Source organism: Streptomyces sp. NPDC001220 (assembly GCF_053597895.1).
Genome location: NZ_JBSFJE010000003.1, coordinates 301536 through 315718 on the forward strand (window position 1 = coordinate 301536; position 14183 = coordinate 315718).

Annotated in this window: 13 protein-coding genes; 8 read left to right on the forward strand and 5 right to left on the reverse strand. The window is 73.8% G+C overall.

What is annotated here, in order from left to right:
* The first annotated feature begins 110 nt into the window (after positions 1 to 110).
* A complete protein-coding gene (gene pgm / locus ACWDGI_RS09350; RefSeq protein WP_450756996.1) occupies positions 111 to 1751 on the forward strand; it encodes a phosphoglucomutase (alpha-D-glucose-1,6-bisphosphate-dependent) in 1641 nt (546 codons plus the stop codon).
* Here pgm and ACWDGI_RS09355 read toward each other — a convergent pair.
* From ACWDGI_RS09355 to ACWDGI_RS09375, 5 genes are all read right to left on the reverse strand, one after another.
* Complete coding sequence (locus tag ACWDGI_RS09355; RefSeq protein ID WP_450756998.1) at positions 1664 to 2104, reverse strand: alpha/beta hydrolase; 441 nt, start codon at positions 2102 to 2104, stop codon at positions 1664 to 1666. The two genes, pgm and ACWDGI_RS09355, sit on opposite strands and share 88 nt — an antisense overlap.
* Positions 2089 to 3348 (reverse strand): RNA polymerase sigma factor, encoded by a 1260-nt coding sequence (locus ACWDGI_RS09360; protein WP_450757000.1) that lies wholly within the window; start codon positions 3346 to 3348, stop codon positions 2089 to 2091. Before ACWDGI_RS09360 ends, ACWDGI_RS09355 begins: the two co-directional genes overlap by 16 nt.
* On the reverse strand, positions 3345 to 3686 hold the full coding sequence (locus ACWDGI_RS09365) for a YciI family protein (protein ID WP_450757002.1): 342 nt from the start codon (positions 3684 to 3686) through the stop codon (positions 3345 to 3347). The genes ACWDGI_RS09360 and ACWDGI_RS09365 overlap by 4 nt, the downstream gene beginning before the upstream one ends.
* Positions 3683 to 4429, reverse strand: coding sequence for a nuclear transport factor 2 family protein (locus ACWDGI_RS09370; protein ID WP_450757004.1), 747 nt, complete (start codon positions 4427 to 4429; stop codon positions 3683 to 3685). Before ACWDGI_RS09370 ends, ACWDGI_RS09365 begins: the two co-directional genes overlap by 4 nt.
* A gap of 84 nt (positions 4430 to 4513) precedes the next feature.
* A complete protein-coding gene (locus ACWDGI_RS09375) occupies positions 4514 to 5860 on the reverse strand; it encodes an FAD-binding protein (RefSeq protein ID WP_450757006.1) in 1347 nt (448 codons plus the stop codon).
* Positions 5861 to 6113: 253 nt separating this feature from the next.
* On the opposite strand from ACWDGI_RS09375, the gene ACWDGI_RS09380 reads away from it, so the two are divergent.
* The 7 genes from ACWDGI_RS09380 (at position 6114) to hypD (ending at position 14138) form a co-directional block, all read left to right on the forward strand.
* Positions 6114 to 7304 (forward strand): acyltransferase family protein, encoded by a 1191-nt coding sequence (locus ACWDGI_RS09380; RefSeq protein WP_450757463.1) that lies wholly within the window; start codon positions 6114 to 6116, stop codon positions 7302 to 7304.
* A 20-nt stretch (positions 7305 to 7324) separates the two neighbouring features.
* Positions 7325 to 8995, forward strand: coding sequence for a hydrogenase maturation protein (locus ACWDGI_RS09385; protein WP_450757008.1), 1671 nt, complete (start codon positions 7325 to 7327; stop codon positions 8993 to 8995).
* Positions 8992 to 9573 carry a hydrogenase maturation protease gene (locus ACWDGI_RS09390; protein WP_450757010.1) on the forward strand — a complete coding sequence of 194 codons (582 nt, stop codon included), beginning with the start codon at positions 8992 to 8994 and terminating at the stop codon, positions 9571 to 9573. The genes ACWDGI_RS09385 and ACWDGI_RS09390 overlap by 4 nt, the downstream gene beginning before the upstream one ends.
* A 64-nt stretch (positions 9574 to 9637) precedes the next feature.
* The gene (gene hypB, locus ACWDGI_RS09395) at positions 9638 to 10360 is read left to right on the forward strand and encodes a hydrogenase nickel incorporation protein HypB (RefSeq protein ID WP_450757012.1); all 723 of its coding nucleotides are present in this window, start codon (positions 9638 to 9640) and stop codon (positions 10358 to 10360) included.
* Complete coding sequence (hypF, locus tag ACWDGI_RS09400; protein ID WP_450757014.1) at positions 10357 to 12720, forward strand: carbamoyltransferase HypF; 2364 nt, start codon at positions 10357 to 10359, stop codon at positions 12718 to 12720. Before hypB ends, hypF begins: the two co-directional genes overlap by 4 nt.
* Positions 12721 to 12723: 3 nt before the next feature.
* Entirely contained in the window at positions 12724 to 13014 is a 291-nt protein-coding gene (locus tag ACWDGI_RS09405; RefSeq protein ID WP_351696557.1) for a HypC/HybG/HupF family hydrogenase formation chaperone, read from the forward strand.
* Positions 13011 to 14138 carry a hydrogenase formation protein HypD gene (gene hypD, locus ACWDGI_RS09410; RefSeq protein WP_450757017.1) on the forward strand — a complete coding sequence of 376 codons (1128 nt, stop codon included), beginning with the start codon at positions 13011 to 13013 and terminating at the stop codon, positions 14136 to 14138. Before ACWDGI_RS09405 ends, hypD begins: the two co-directional genes overlap by 4 nt.
* Positions 14139 to 14183 lie beyond the last annotated feature (45 nt).

Genomic DNA, 14183 nt, shown 5'->3' on the forward strand with positions numbered 1-14183 from the left:
ACCAGCCGTGTCTTCGGTGCCGACGTCGGTGCCGCACTCGCGTCCGCCGCCGCTGACAAGGAAAGATGGGCGTCCAGCGATCGATCAACGACTGCGGAGGAAGTGGACTCATGCCGCATGAGCGAGCGGGCCGGCCGGCGGCTCCGGAGGACCTCGTCGACGTGGCCCGGCTGGTCACGGCGTACTACGCACTGCACCCCGACCCGGCCGACCCGGCCCAGCGGGTGGCGTTCGGCACTTCGGGGCACCGCGGATCGTCGCTGACGACCGCGTTCAACGAGGACCACATCGCGGCCACCAGCCAGGCCATCTGCGAGTACCGGAGCGGCCAGGGCACCGACGGTCCCCTCTTCCTGGGCGCCGACACGCACGCCCTGTCCGAGCCCGCCAAGGTCACCGCCCTGGAGGTGTTCGCCGCCAACGGCGTCACCGTCCTGATCGACAGCGCCGACGGCTACACGCCGACCCCCGCCGTCTCGCACGCCATCCTCACCCACAACCTCGGCCGTACGACCGGACTCGCGGACGGTGTCGTGGTCACCCCCTCGCACAACCCGCCCGCCGACGGCGGCTTCAAGTACAACCCGCCCAGCGGCGGGCCCGCCGCCTCCGACGCCACCTCCTGGATCCAGGACCGCGCCAACCAGATCATCACGGGCGGCCTGAAGGACGTACAGCGGATCCCCTACGAGCGCGCGCTCGCCGCGCCGACCACCGGCCGGTACGACTTCATGGGCGTGTACGTCGACGACCTGCCCAGTGTCCTCGACCTCGACGCGGTCCGGGCGTCCGGGCTGCGCATCGGCGCCGACCCGCTCGGCGGCGCCTCCGTCGCCTACTGGGGCCGGATCGCCGAACGGCACAGCCTCGACCTCACCGTGGTCAATCCGTACACCGACCCCACCTGGCGGTTCATGACGCTGGACTGGGACGGCAAGATCCGCATGGACTGCTCCTCGCCGTACGCGATGGCCTCGCTGATCGAGAAGCGGGACGAGTTCCGGGTCGCCACCGGCAACGACGCGGACGCCGACCGGCACGGCATCGTCACCCGCGACGCCGGCCTGATGAACCCCAACCACTACCTGGCCGTCGCCATCTCCTACCTCTACCGGCACCGCGAGCAGTGGGCGGCGGGCGCCGGTGTCGGCAAGACCCTCGTCTCCTCCTCGATGATCGACCGGGTCGCCGCCGACCTCGGCCGGCAACTGGTCGAAGTTCCCGTCGGGTTCAAGTGGTTCGTGGACGGACTGGTCAGCGGCGCCATCGGGTTCGGCGGCGAGGAGTCGGCCGGCGCCTCCTTCCTGCGCCGGGACGGCTCGGTGTGGACCACCGACAAGGACGGCATCCTGCTCGCCCTGCTCGCCTCCGAGATCACGGCCGTGACGGACAGGACCCCGTCCGAGCACTACGCCGACCTGACCGCCCGCTTCGGCGAGCCCGCCTACGCCCGTATCGACGCCCCGGCGACCCGCGCGGAGAAGGCCCTCCTGGCCAAGCTCTCCCCGGCCCAGGTCACCGCCGAGACCCTGGCCGGCGAACCGGTCACCGCGGTCCTCACCGAGGCGCCGGGCAACGGCGCGGCGATCGGCGGCATCAAGGTGACCACGGAGAACGCCTGGTTCGCGGCCCGCCCGTCCGGCACGGAGGACGTGTACAAGATCTACGCCGAGTCCTTCCAGGGCCCCGACCACCTGGCCCGGGTACAGGAGGAGGCCAAGGCGGTGGTGATGGCCGCGCTCGGCGGCTGACGCCCCGCGCCGGGGGCGGTGGCCAGACCGGCTGGACCACCGCCGCCGGCGCCCGCTGGTCCCCGCCTGGTGGAGCAGGTGACGTCCGCGGCCGGCAACGTCCCGCCCGCGAGGTGGGCGTCGACCGTCGCGTCGACGCAGGCGCTGCCGTGGACGCCGGACACCGCGTGCTGGTCCGCGCCGCGCAGGGTCGCCAGCCGGGAGCCGGGCCAGTCGCGGCGCACCGCCTCAGTGCCCTGGTGGATGGTGCGCGGGTCGCCGGTCGCGTCGACGAGCAGGGCCGGCAGTCCCGAGTGGGGGCAACCCCCGGCCGGAGCCTGCGGCGAATCCCCGGTACCTACCCGGACCGGCACTCCGTGAGGCGTTTCTCCAGGAACCGGCGTTCCGCCGCGTTCTCCACCAACGCCAGGGCCCGCTCGTACGACTCGGCCGCCTCCCGCATCCGGCCCGTTCGGCGCAGCAGGTCGGCGCGGGTCGCCGGCAGCAGGTGGTAACCGGACAGCTCGTCCTCCGCCTCCAGCTCCGCCACCAGCGCGAGGCCCGCCTCCCCGCCCTCGGCCATGCCCACGGCGACCGCGCGGTTGAGGCGGACCACGGCCGAGGGGACGTACCGCTGGAGTTCGCCGTAGAGGCCGGCGATGTCAGCCCAGTCGGTGTCGGCGGCGGTCGCCGCGGTGACGTGGCAGGCCGCGACGGCCGCCTGGATCTGGTACGGGCCGGGGCGGCCGCGGCGCAGGGCGCCCTCCAGCAGGGCGGCGCCCTCGTCGATCTCGGTGCGGTCCCATGCCGAGCGGTCCTGGTCCTCCAGGGTCACCAGGTCACCGGCCGGGTCCACCCGGCTGTCCCGGCGGGCGTCGTGCAGCAGCAGGAGGGCGAGCAACCCGACGACCTCCGGCTCGTCGGGCATCAGCCGTGCCAGCAGCCGGGCCAGCCGGACGGCCTCGGCGCACAGCCCGGTGCGCATCAGGTCGGTGCCGGCCGTGGCCGCGTACCCCTCGTTGAACAGCAGGTAGACCACGCCGAGGACGCCCGTCGTGCGGTCGGGCAGCAGGTGCGCGGGCGGCACCCGGTACGGGATGCCGGCGTTGCGGATCTTCCGCTTGGCGCGCACCAGCCGCTGCGCCATCGTCGCCTCGGGGACGAGGAACGCGCGGGCGATCTCGGACGTCGTCAACCCCGCGAGGGTGCGCAGGGTCAGGGCGACCCGGGCCTCGACGGGCAGCGCCGGATGGCAGCAGGTGAAGATCAGCCGCAGCCGGTCGTCGGCCACCCCGCTGTCGTCGCCCTCGTGATCCGGGTCGTACGGTCCCTCGTCCCGTGCCAGCACGGCCGCCTCCCGCAGCTTCGCCGCCCCCACCGCCTCCCGGCGCAGCACGTCCAGGGCGCGGTTGCGGGCGGTCGTGGTCAGCCAGGCGCCCGGACGGCGCGGCACTCCGTCGCGCCGCCACCGCTCCAGTGCCTGGGCGAAGGCGTCCTGCGCGCACTCCTCGGCGAGGTCCCAGTCGCCGGTCACCCGGATCAGGGTGGCGACGACCTGGGACCACTCCTCGCGGAAGGCGGCGGCGACGGCCTTCTCGACGTCGTCCGTGACACTCACTCCCAGACCGGCCGCACCTCGACCGAGCCGCCGGCGAGCGCCGCGGGGTGCCGGGAGGCGAGCGCGATGGCCTCGTCGAGATCGGCGACCTCGATGATGTCGAGGCCCGCCACGTACTCCTTGGTCTCGGCGAACGGCCCGTCGCTCAGCAGCACTTCGTCACCCTGGACGCGCACGGTGGTCGCGTCGGAGGCCGGCCGCAGCCGGGCGCCGCCCTTGACGAGGTCACGGCTGCGGACCTCGTGGATGTACGAGGTGAAACGGGGGTCGTCGGCGATCTCGGCGGGGCTGAGCTCCTCGCCGCCGACGGGCGTGCAGATGAACAGGACGTATTTCATGACCACTCCTTCCCGGCCGTCTCCTCCAGCGGCACCGACACGTGCTCGTGGGCGATCAGCCAGCTGAAACCGGTGTCCCGGTAGCCGGTGGTGACGCGCACCGTACGGTCCAGGGGCTGCCCCGACCGGCGGGTGCCGCGGACCCGGACGAGGGCGTGGCTGAAGGCGCTGCCCTCCCCGGGCCGCACCCGCAGTTCGAGCACCTCGCGGTGGACGGGCCCGTCGAGCGTCGCGAACCACCCCTCGACCGCCTTGCGGAACGCGGCGATCCCCGACCGTGTCTCGACGCCGGAGGGCTGGAAGGTCTCCACGTCGGGCGCGTAGCAGGCGGTCAGCCGTTCGACGTCGCGTTCACGGGCGGCCTCGGTGAGCTCCGCGTCGAGTTGACGGATCGCCGTCTCGGCGTCCTCGGCGAACCCCTCGTCCCAGAACGGCCGCACCTCCATGGCCCCGATGGTGGCCACGGGATGCCCGGCGGCGATCCGTACGGCCTCCTCCAGGCTGTCGCAGTCGACGACGTCGAATCCGGCGACGTACTCCTTGGTCTCCGCGAACGGGCCGTCGGTCCGCAGCACCTCACCGTCGCGGACGCGCACGGTGACAGCCGTGTCGGGCAGCCGCAGCCGGTGGCCGTAGAGCCGGGCCCCGCTCCGGACGCCGTGTTCCTCCACCCAGGGTTCGACCGGCGCCATCCCGGAGGCGTCGGCGGTGTCGTCGCCGCAGACCAGCAGCATGTACTTCATGGTTCCTCCCGGTCCTCAAGAGCTTCTTACACCCCACCGACGAACGGCGCCGCACGGAATCGACACCCCGGCGGACGGCAGTTCTCAGCGCGCCATCCCGTGGCCCCGGCCCAGGATGCCGTACGGGTCGTGGACGCTCTTGGCCCGAGCCAGGGTGTCCCACCGGCCGCCGTAGTGCTCCCGCCAGTCGGCCGGGGTCATCGGCAGCGCGTTGACCGGATAGGCGACGGCGCCCTTCGCCCGCGCGGCCTCGTACGCCCTGCGGTTGGCGGCCACCATCGGGTCGGCCGCGCCCGGGGCCGCCGTACGCAACAGGGCCAGGAGAAAGACGACTTCGCCGCGCGGGCGGCGGAACAGCGGGGCCCGCAGGGCGCGGGTGAGCAGGGGATAGAGGAGGACCACGCCGTTCTCGCGCAGGTCCCGGAAGGCGGGGTCGGCGAGGATGCCGGTCACGACGGACGCGGCGGTGTCCTCGGGCAGCAGCAGGTTCAGCCAGGGGTGCGGGTGCAGCCACTCGCCGGTCGCGCGCAGCAGCTCCTCGTCGGCCGCGACCCGGTGCGCGAACTCGGCGTGTCCGAGGTCGGTGATCTCCGCCGAGTCGAAGGCGAGGCCCGCGAGCAGGGTCCGGTCGTCGGGCGGGGTCGGGCCCTGGTGGGCGGCGACGGCCTCGACCATGCAGGTCCAGCCGGCCACGGTGTCCTCCACCGGGCGGACCTGGCCCTCGAGGTAGTCGAAGCGCCGGTCGGTCGCGAGCAGGTGCTGGTCGGCCAGATAGGTGTCGAGATCGGGGTAGTTCAGGCAGTAGCGGCGCACCAGGGCGGGCGCGGGGGACAGCCGGAGCGTGGCCCGGACGATCACGGCCACCTGGCCCAGGCCGGCGAGGACCGCGTCGAAGAGGGCGCCGTGCCGGTCCGGCGCGCAGACCAGGTGCTCACCGGCCCCGGTCACCACCTCCAGCTCCAGCACCGAGTCCGCGACCAGACCGTGCCGGTGACTGGCGCCGCCCAGGCCGCCCGCGCTCAGCACACCGCCGACGCCGGCACCGAGGTAGTCGGTGAGAACGGGAGGCGTGAGCCCGTACGGCAGGGTGGCCGCCAGGACGTCCCGCCACAGCGCTCCGGCCTCGACAGCCACCCGGTCGTCGCCGACCTGCCCGACCTCGCCCATCGCGGACAGGTCCAGGACGATCCCGTCCGGCGCCTGCCCCTGGCCGTAGAGCGAGTGACCGCCGGCCCGCGCGGCCACCGGGACACCGCGCGGCCCCGCATACACCAGCGCGTCCCGGACCTCGGTCGCGGACCGGGGCCGCAGCACGCCCAGGGGCGGCAGGCGCACCAGGTGACCGAAGTCGTCGGCCGCCTCCCGGAGGACGTCCGGGCGGGTGTCCAGCAGTTCGGCGACTTGCGCGGAGATCCGGTCCGGCGACGTCACGCGGCACGCTCCCAAGGGGAATCGGTCGACACGGGCGGAACCATCTTCGCGGCGGGAGCCCGGCCGACGTGTGAGGTTTCCCGCATGGACGCCGCAGTATCACCACAGGTTTACTTCGCAGGATTCCGGAGAGCAGCGTCACCGGAGTACCGCCCGGGTAGCGCCGCCGTGCACCGCCCCCGCGCGGAGTCCCGTGTACGGCTCCCGTCGCTCCCCTGAGCGCATGTTGTGTGAGATGTGAGAGGTGTTCGGTCTGTCCGGCTCCCGCGAGACAGCTGCCACAGTCGACGCGTCGCCCGCCCGGGCGGCGGACGCGGACCGGACCCGGGTCCCGCCGCCCCGCCCGGCCCCGCGCGGCGGCCCGGCCCCCCGGAGCGGCCCGCCCGCCGGCCGGCGCGACGCCTACTTCGACAACGCGAAGTACCTGGCGATCGTGCTCGTGGCCATGGGGCACGCCTGGGAGCCGCTGCGCTCGGACAGCCGTACCGTCACCGCGCTCTACACGTTCGTCTACGCCTTCCACATGCCGGCGTTCATCATCATCTCCGGCTACTTCTCCCGCAGCTTCGACGCCAGCCCCGCCCGTATCAAACGGCTGGTCACCGGCGTCGCCGTGCCCTACGTGGTGTTCGAGGTCGCCTACACCCTCTTCACCCGGTGGAGCGACCACGCCCCCGACCGCGAGATCAGCCTGCTGGACCCGCTGTACCTGACCTGGTTCCTGGCGGCCCTGTTCATCTGGCGGCTGACGACGCCGATCTGGCGGCTCGTGCGGTGGCCGCTGCCCCTCGCGCTCGCCGTCGCCGCGCTGGCGAGCCTCACGCCGTCCATCGGCAGCGACTTCGACCTCCAGCGGGTCCTGCAGTTCCTGCCGTACTTCGTGCTCGGCCTGTGCCTGCGGCCGGAGCACTTCAGCCTGCTGCGCCGATGGCGGGTGCGTCTGTGGGCCGTCCCCGTCGCCCTGTGCGCCCTCGCCGTGGCGTACTGGTCGGTGCCGCACCTGGGCTACCGCTGGTTCTTCCACCGGGACAGCGCCGAGCAGCTCGGCGCGCCCGCCTGGTACGGGCCCGTCATGACCCTCGCCGTCTTCGGCTGCTCGCTGGTGCTGGCCGCCTGCTTCCTCTCCTGGGTGCCGGGCCGCCGCACCTGGTTCACCACGCTCGGCGCGGGCACGCTCTACGGCTACCTGCTGCACGGCTTCGTCGCGCAGAGCGCCAAGCCCGCCCACTGGTACGACCCGGCCTGGATGCACGGCCCGCTGGGCGCGGTGACGGCCACCCTCGCCGCCGCCACGGTGGTGACCGTGCTGTGCACACCGCCGGTGCGCCGGGTCTTCCGGTTCGTGATGGAGCCCGACATGGAGTGGGCGTTCCGCGCGCGACAGGGCCAAGCGGTCCAGGACGGCCGACGAAACGCCGCCGGGGTGCTTTCCGGAGACCGCTGAAGCGGCGAATATGCCGCACCATGGACATTCTGCTCGTCGCCAGCGCCTTCAACAGCCTGTCCCAACGGGTGTACGCCGAACTGTCCGACCTCGGCCACCGCGTGGAGGTCGTCCTCGCCACCCATGGCCCCGACGCCGTCCGCTCCGCGGTCCGGGACCGGCGCCCGGAGCTGATCATCGCGCCGATGCTGAAGACCGCGCTCCCCGGGGACGTCTGCCGGGAGCACACCTGCCTGGTCGTGCATCCGGGACCGCCCGGTGACCGCGGCCCCTCCTCGCTCGACTGGGCCATCGCCGGGCAGGCACCCCGCTGGGGGGTGACCGTGCTCCAGGCCGAGGCGGCCGTGGACGCGGGCGCGGTCTGGGCGAGCGAGCCCTTCCCGGTGGAGCCGGTCGGCAAGAGCGACCTCTACCGCAACGAGGTCGCAGACGCCGCCCTCACCGCCGTCCACGAGGCCGTACGACGGTACGCGGAGGGCTCGTACAAGCCGGTGCCGCAGAGCGACCCCTCGATCCACGGCCGGATCGTCTGGCGGGACGTCTTCCGCCAGACGCGACGGCGGATCGACTGGGCGGCCGACGACACCGAGACGGTGCTGTGCAAGCTGCGCGGTGCCGACTCGCAGCCGGGGGTCCTCGACGAACTCCTCGGCCAGGAGCTGTTCCTGCACGGTGGCCACCCCGAGGACCGACTGGGCGGCCGTCCCGGCGAACTGCTCGCGACCCGCGCGGGTGCCGTCTGCCGGGCCACCCGGGACGGCGCCGTGTGGATCCCCGAGCTGCGCCCCCGCAAGAACTCCGGCGACCCCGCCCCCTTCCGCCGCCCCGCGGCCGACGTCCTCGCCGCCGCCGGCCTCCCCGACAGCCCCGCCCCGCTCGAACTGCCCCCGGACCGCCGCACCTGGACCGACATCCGCTACCGGCAGCGCGGCGACGTCGGCCTCGTCACCTTCTCCTTCCCCGGCGGCGCGATGAGCACCGACCACTGCCGGCGCCTGCTCGCCGCCTACGAGTACGCGCTCGCCCGGCCGACCCGGGTGCTGGTGCTCGGCGGCCGCCGGGACTTCTTCTCCAACGGCATCCACCTGAACGTCATCGAGGCCGCCCCGGACCCCGCCGAGGAGTCCTGGGCCAACCTCAACGCGATGGACGACCTGGTGGAGGCCGTGCTGCGGACCACCGACCGGCTGGTCGTGGCGGCGCTCGCCGGCAACGCGGCGGCCGGCGGCGCCATGCTCGCCCTCGCCGCCGACGAGGTCTGGTGCCGCACCGGCGCCGTCCTCAACCCGCACTACCGGCGGATGGGCCTGTACGGCTCGGAGTTCTGGACGTACTCGCTGCCCCGTCGCGCCGGAGCGGAGACCGCCCGGCGGCTGACCGAGGAGGCGCAGCCGGTGAGCGCGGCCACCGCGGCCCGGACCGGACTCGTCGACCGTCTGCTGCCGGTCCCCGCACAGCGCTTCGCCGCCGAGGTCGAGGAGCTGGCCGCCGAGCTCGCCGGCACCCCGGACCTGGACGCCCGCCTCGTCGCCAAGGCCGCCGCGCGCGAAGCCGACGAGGCACGCCGGCCGCTCGCCGAGTACCGGAAGGACGAACTCGACCGGATGCACGCCCTGTTCTACGACCCGGACGCCGCCTACCACTCGCTGCGCTCGGACTTCGTCCGCAAGGTCCCGGGCGGTGCCCGGTGACGCGGCTGCTGGTGGCGGGCGTCGGCAACATCTTCCTCGGCGACGACTCCTTCGGCCCCGAGGTGATCCGCGCCCTGGCCCGGCGCCCGCTGCCCCCCGAGGTACAGGTCCGGGACTTCGGCATCCGGGGCATGGACCTCGCCTACGCACTGCTCGACGGCTGGACGGTCGCCGTACTCGTGGACGCCGCCGCCCGCGGGCGGCGCCCCGGCACGCTCTCCCTGATCGAGCCCGACCTCCCCGACGGCGCTCCGGCGGCCCCGCCCGAGGCACACGGCATGGACCCGGCGAAGGTGCTCGCCCTGGCCGCCCACCTCGGTGACGAACCCCTGCCGCGCGTCCTCGTGCTCGCCTGCGAGCCCGGCGAGCTGCCGCGCGGCGACGAGGACATCGCCCCCGGCCTGAGCGAGCCCGTCCGGGACGCGGTCGAACAGGCCGTCGAGGCCCTGCACGCCCTGGTCCCGGCGCTGCTCGCCGATCCCCAGGTCACGCCCTCGTTGGCCCGCCCGGAGGAATCCACGGGCCCCGCCGCGGCCGGGCTCCCGCACCCGGCCGCCACCGGCGCGGAGGATCGCTAGCGGACCAGGACGGGACCCACCCGATCCGACGGTTCTTCCGGAACTCAACGATCGAGGAGCACCCATGTGTCAGTCCGAGGAGGTCACCCGGGCCGTCCTGGCCAGGAACGACGGCTTGGCCGCCAGCCTGCGCGACGACCTGGCCGCGCGCGGGGTGAGCGTGGTGAACCTGCTCTCCAGCCCCGGCAGCGGCAAGACCGAACTGCTCGGCCGGGTGCTGGCCCGGGCCCTGGAGCGGGACGTGCCCGTCGCCGCCTTCACCGCCGACCTCGCCACCGAGAACGACGCCAGGCGGCTGGCCCGTTCCGGAGCGCCGGTGAAACAGCTGCTCACCGACGGGCTGTGCCACCTGGAGGCCCGGCAGGTACGCGGCCACCTGGAGGGCTGGCTGCCGCCGGACACCGCGCTGCTGTTCGTGGAGAACGTCGGCAATCTCGTCTGCCCGGCCTCCTACGACCTAGGTGAACAGCTGCGGATCGTGCTGATGGCGGTGACCGAGGGCGAGGACAAGCCCTCGAAGTACCCCACCGCCTTCGGCTCCGCCCACCTCGTCGTGCTGACCAAGACCGACCTCGCCGGGCCGGCCGGCTTCGACGAGACCGCCTTCGCCGACCAGGTCCGGCGCGTCAACCCCGGGGTGGAGATCGTCCGCTCCTGCGCCCGCACCGGCGAGGGCGTCGACACGGTCCTGGACCGGGTGCTCGCCGTACGGGACGGTGCTCCCGCGCACCGGCCGCCCCTCGCCCCGCACCCGCACGGTCACCTCCACGCGCCCAGCGCCTCGTGACGGCCCCCACCACGGCGACGACCGTCCGCCGGCGCGTCACCGTGCGGGGAACCGTGCAGGGCGTCGGCTTCCGCCCGCACGTCCACCGCCTCGCCGCCGGTCTCACGCTCACCGGGTTCGTCGGCAACACGGCGAACGGCGTGTTCATCGAGGTCGAGGGAGCGGCCAGCGCCGTCGAGCGGTTCTGCGAGCTGCTCGCCACCGAGCCGCCGCCGCTGGCCACCGTGACCGCCGTCGCCGTCGAGGAGGTCCCCGTCACCGGGGCGGACGCCGACTTCACCATCCGCGTCACCGAGGACTCCTCCCCGGGCCGCACCCTGCTCCCGCCCGACACCGCGACCTGCGCCGACTGCCTGCGGGAGCTGGCCGACCCGGCCGACCGCAGACACCGGCACGCCTTCATCACCTGCACCCACTGCGGCCCCCGCTTCACGATCGCCACCGGCATGCCCTACGACCGCGCGGTCACCACCATGTCCGGCTTCCCGCTGTGCGCCGGCTGCGCCCTGGAGTACGGCGCCCCGGCCGACCGCCGCTTCCACGCCCAGCCGGTGGCCTGCCCGGACTGCGGGCCCCGGCTGCGGCTGCTCCCCGCCGCGGGCAGCGGAGTGAGGGCCGCTCGCGATGGCGACGCCCTCTCACAGGCGCGAGAGCTGCTCGCGGCCGGCCGGATCGTCGCCGTCAAGGGCATCGGCGGCTACCACCTGGCCTGCGACGCCGGCGACGCCCGGGCCGTCGACACCCTGCGCACCCGCAAGGCACGCGGGGACAAGCCGTTCGCCGTGATGTGCGCGGACCTGGCGGAGGTGGAGCGGATCGCCGTGGTCGGCGCCGCCGAACGGGCCGCGCTCACCGGCCCCCGGCGCCCCGTCGTCCTGCTCCGCTCCCGCGCCGGCGTACGGCTGGCGGCCGGAGTCTGCCCCGGCAGCCCGCACCTCGGCGTGATGCTGCCCTACACCCCCGTGCACACCCTCCTGTTCGGCCTCCCCGGCGACCCGCCCGGCCCCCGCGTGCTGGTGATGACCAGCGGCAACCGCTCGGGCGAGCCGATCGTCACGAACGACGACGAGGCGCTGACCCGGCTGTTCGGACTGGCCGACGCCTGGCTCGCCCACGACCGGCCCATCGCCTCGCCCTGCGACGACTCCCTGCTGCGGGTGCGCGCCGACGGCACCGAACAGGTCCTGCGCCGCTCCCGTGGATATGTGCCAGGACCGCTGACCCTGCCCGTCCCGGTGCGGCCCGCGCTCGCGGTGGGCGGCGACCTCAAGAACGCACTGTGCGTCGGCGAGGACGGACTGGCCTGGCTCGGTCCGCACATCGGCGACATGGGCGACCTGGCGACGCTGGAGGCCGCCGTCCGCGCGGAACGGCAGCTGCACCGGCTCACCGGAGTCCGCCCCGAACTGGTCGCCGCCGACCGCCACCCCGGCTACCACTCGTCCGCCTGGGCGCGCCGCCGGGCCGCCCAACTGCCCGTGAAGAAGCCGGTGTTCGTCCAGCACCACCACGCCCATGTCGCCGCCGCCATGGCAGAAGCCGGCCTCGACGGCACCACACCGGTCATCGGCGTCGCCTTCGACGGCACCGGGTACGGCGACGACGGCACCGTCTGGGGCGGCGAGGTGCTCGTCGCCGACTACGCCGGCTACCGGCGCCTCGCCCACCTCGCCCCGGCCCCGCTCCCCGGCGGCGACGCGGGAGTCGCCAACCCGTGCCGGATGGCACTGGCCCGGCTGTGGGCGGCCGGCCTGCCCTGGGATGCGGACCTGCCCAGCGTCGCCGCCTGCTCGCGCGAGGAACTCAGGTTGCTGGCACGGCAGTTGCCAAGCCAGGTCGGCTGCGTGGCCACCTCCAGCATGGGCCGGTTCTTCGACGCGGTGTCGTCCCTCGCGGGCGTGTGCCACCGAGCCGGGTACGAGGCGCAGGCCGCCCTGGAACTGGAGGCGCAGGCCTGCCTGGCCTGGGACCACGACACGGCCGCGTACCCCTTCGGCGACCGCTTCGACCCGGCCCCGACACTGCGCGCGATCGTCACCGACCTGCGGCGCGGCACCCCGGTACCGGTGATCGCGGCCCGCTTCCACCGCGGTGTCGCCCGGGCGGTCCTGGAGCTCTGCCGGGCGGCCCGCCGGGCCACCGGCCTGACCACCGTCGCCCTCACCGGCGGCGTCTTCGCCAACGCCCTTCTGGAGCAGGCCGGTTCCGACCTGCTGCACGGCCACGGGTTCACCGTCGTCCGGCACCGCGAAGTCCCGCCGAACGACGGCGGGCTGGCGCTCGGGCAGCTGATGGTCGCGGCCCACGGACAACCACCCCACGACGGCCCGCATACGGCAGTCGGCGACGAGACGGAGTGACCCATGTGTTTGGCAGTGCCCGGCAGAGTCGTGAGCATCGACGACACGGCCGATCCGCTCACCGGCCTGATCGACTTCGGCGGTGTACAGAAGCAGGCGTGTCTGGAGTACGTGTCCGACGTCCGCGTCGGTGAGTACGTCATCGTCCACGTGGGCTTCGCCCTCCAGCGGCTCGACGAGGAGTCGGCCCTGGCCTCCCTCCAGCTCTTCGAGGAACTGGGGCTGCTGGAGGAGGAGTTCGGCGACGCCTGGCAGCAGGCGGCCCGGCAGGCAGAGGGGAACGAGGCCCGGTGAAGTATCTCGACGAGTTCAACGACCCCCAGCTGGCCCGCCGGCTGCTGGACGGGATCAGGTCCGTCGTCACCCGGCCCTGGGCCCTGATGGAGGTCTGCGGCGGCCAGACCCACTCGATCATCCGGCACGGCATCGACCAACTCCTCCCCGAGGAGGTGGAGTTGATCCACGGCCCGGGGTGCCCGGTCTGTGTGACCCCGCTGGAGTGCATCGACAAGGCGCTGGAGATCGCCGCCCGCCCCGGGGTGATCTTCTGCTCCTTCGGCGACATGCTGCGGGTGCCCGGCACCGACCGGGACCTGTTCCGGGTCAAGGGCGAGGGCGGTGACGTCCGCGTGGTGTACTCGCCGCTCGACGCGCTGAAGCTCGCCCAGCGGCACCCGGACCGGCAGGTGGTGTTCTTCGCCATCGGCTTCGAGACCACCGCCCCCGCCAACGCCATGGCCGTCCACCAGGCCAAGCGCCTCGGCCTGACCAACTTCAGCCTGCTGGTCTCCCATGTGCGGGTCCCCCCGGCCATCGAGGCCATCATGACCGCCCCCAGCTGCCGGGTGCAGGGCTTCCTGGCCGCCGGGCACGTGTGCAGCGTGATGGGCATGACCGAGTACCCGGAGCTGGCCGCACGCCACCGGGTCCCCGTCGTCGTCACCGGCTTCGAACCGCTCGACATCCTGGAGGGCATCCGCCGTACCGTCCTTCAGCTGGAGCGCGGCGAGCACCGGGTGGAGAACGCCTACGCCCGCGCCGTGCGTGAGGACGGCAACCCGGCGGCCATCCGCATGATCGAGGAGGTCTTCGAGGTCACCGACCGCTCCTGGCGGGGCATCGGCCCCATCCCGGCCAGCGGCTGGCGGCTCAGCGAGGCCTACCGGGCGTACGACGCCGAGCACCGCTTCGAGGTCACCGGCATCCGCACCGAGGAACCGGCCGAGTGCCGGGCCGGTGAGGTCCTCCAAGGGCTCATCAAGCCCACCGAGTGCGCGGCCTTCGGCACCCGCTGCACCCCGCGCACCCCGCTCGGCGCCACCATGGTCTCCAGCGAGGGCGCCTGCGCCGCCTACTACCTCTACCGCCGGATGTCCGAACCGGCGCTCCCGCGCGAGGAGATGAACCCCGTTGGCTGAGCAGACCGTCGCCGACCCGGCGAACTGGAGCTGTCCGGCGCCGAT

What these genes read in the sequence shown, in the direction of transcription:
- ACWDGI_RS09385 (WP_450757008.1), top strand. Translation starts at nt 7,325, where the DNA reads ATGGACATTCTGCTCGTCGCCAGCGCCTTCAACAGCCTGTCCCAACGG.
- ACWDGI_RS09405 (WP_351696557.1), top strand. Translation starts at nt 12,724, where the DNA reads ATGTGTTTGGCAGTGCCCGGCAGAGTCGTGAGCATCGACGACACGGCC.
- pgm (WP_450756996.1), top strand. Translation starts at nt 111, where the DNA reads ATGCCGCATGAGCGAGCGGGCCGGCCGGCGGCTCCGGAGGACCTCGTC.
- hypB (WP_450757012.1), top strand. Translation starts at nt 9,638, where the DNA reads ATGTGTCAGTCCGAGGAGGTCACCCGGGCCGTCCTGGCCAGGAACGAC.
- ACWDGI_RS09370 (WP_450757004.1), bottom strand. Translation starts at nt 4,429, where the DNA reads ATGAAGTACATGCTGCTGGTCTGCGGCGACGACACCGCCGACGCCTCC.
- ACWDGI_RS09365 (WP_450757002.1), bottom strand. Translation starts at nt 3,686, where the DNA reads ATGAAATACGTCCTGTTCATCTGCACGCCCGTCGGCGGCGAGGAGCTC.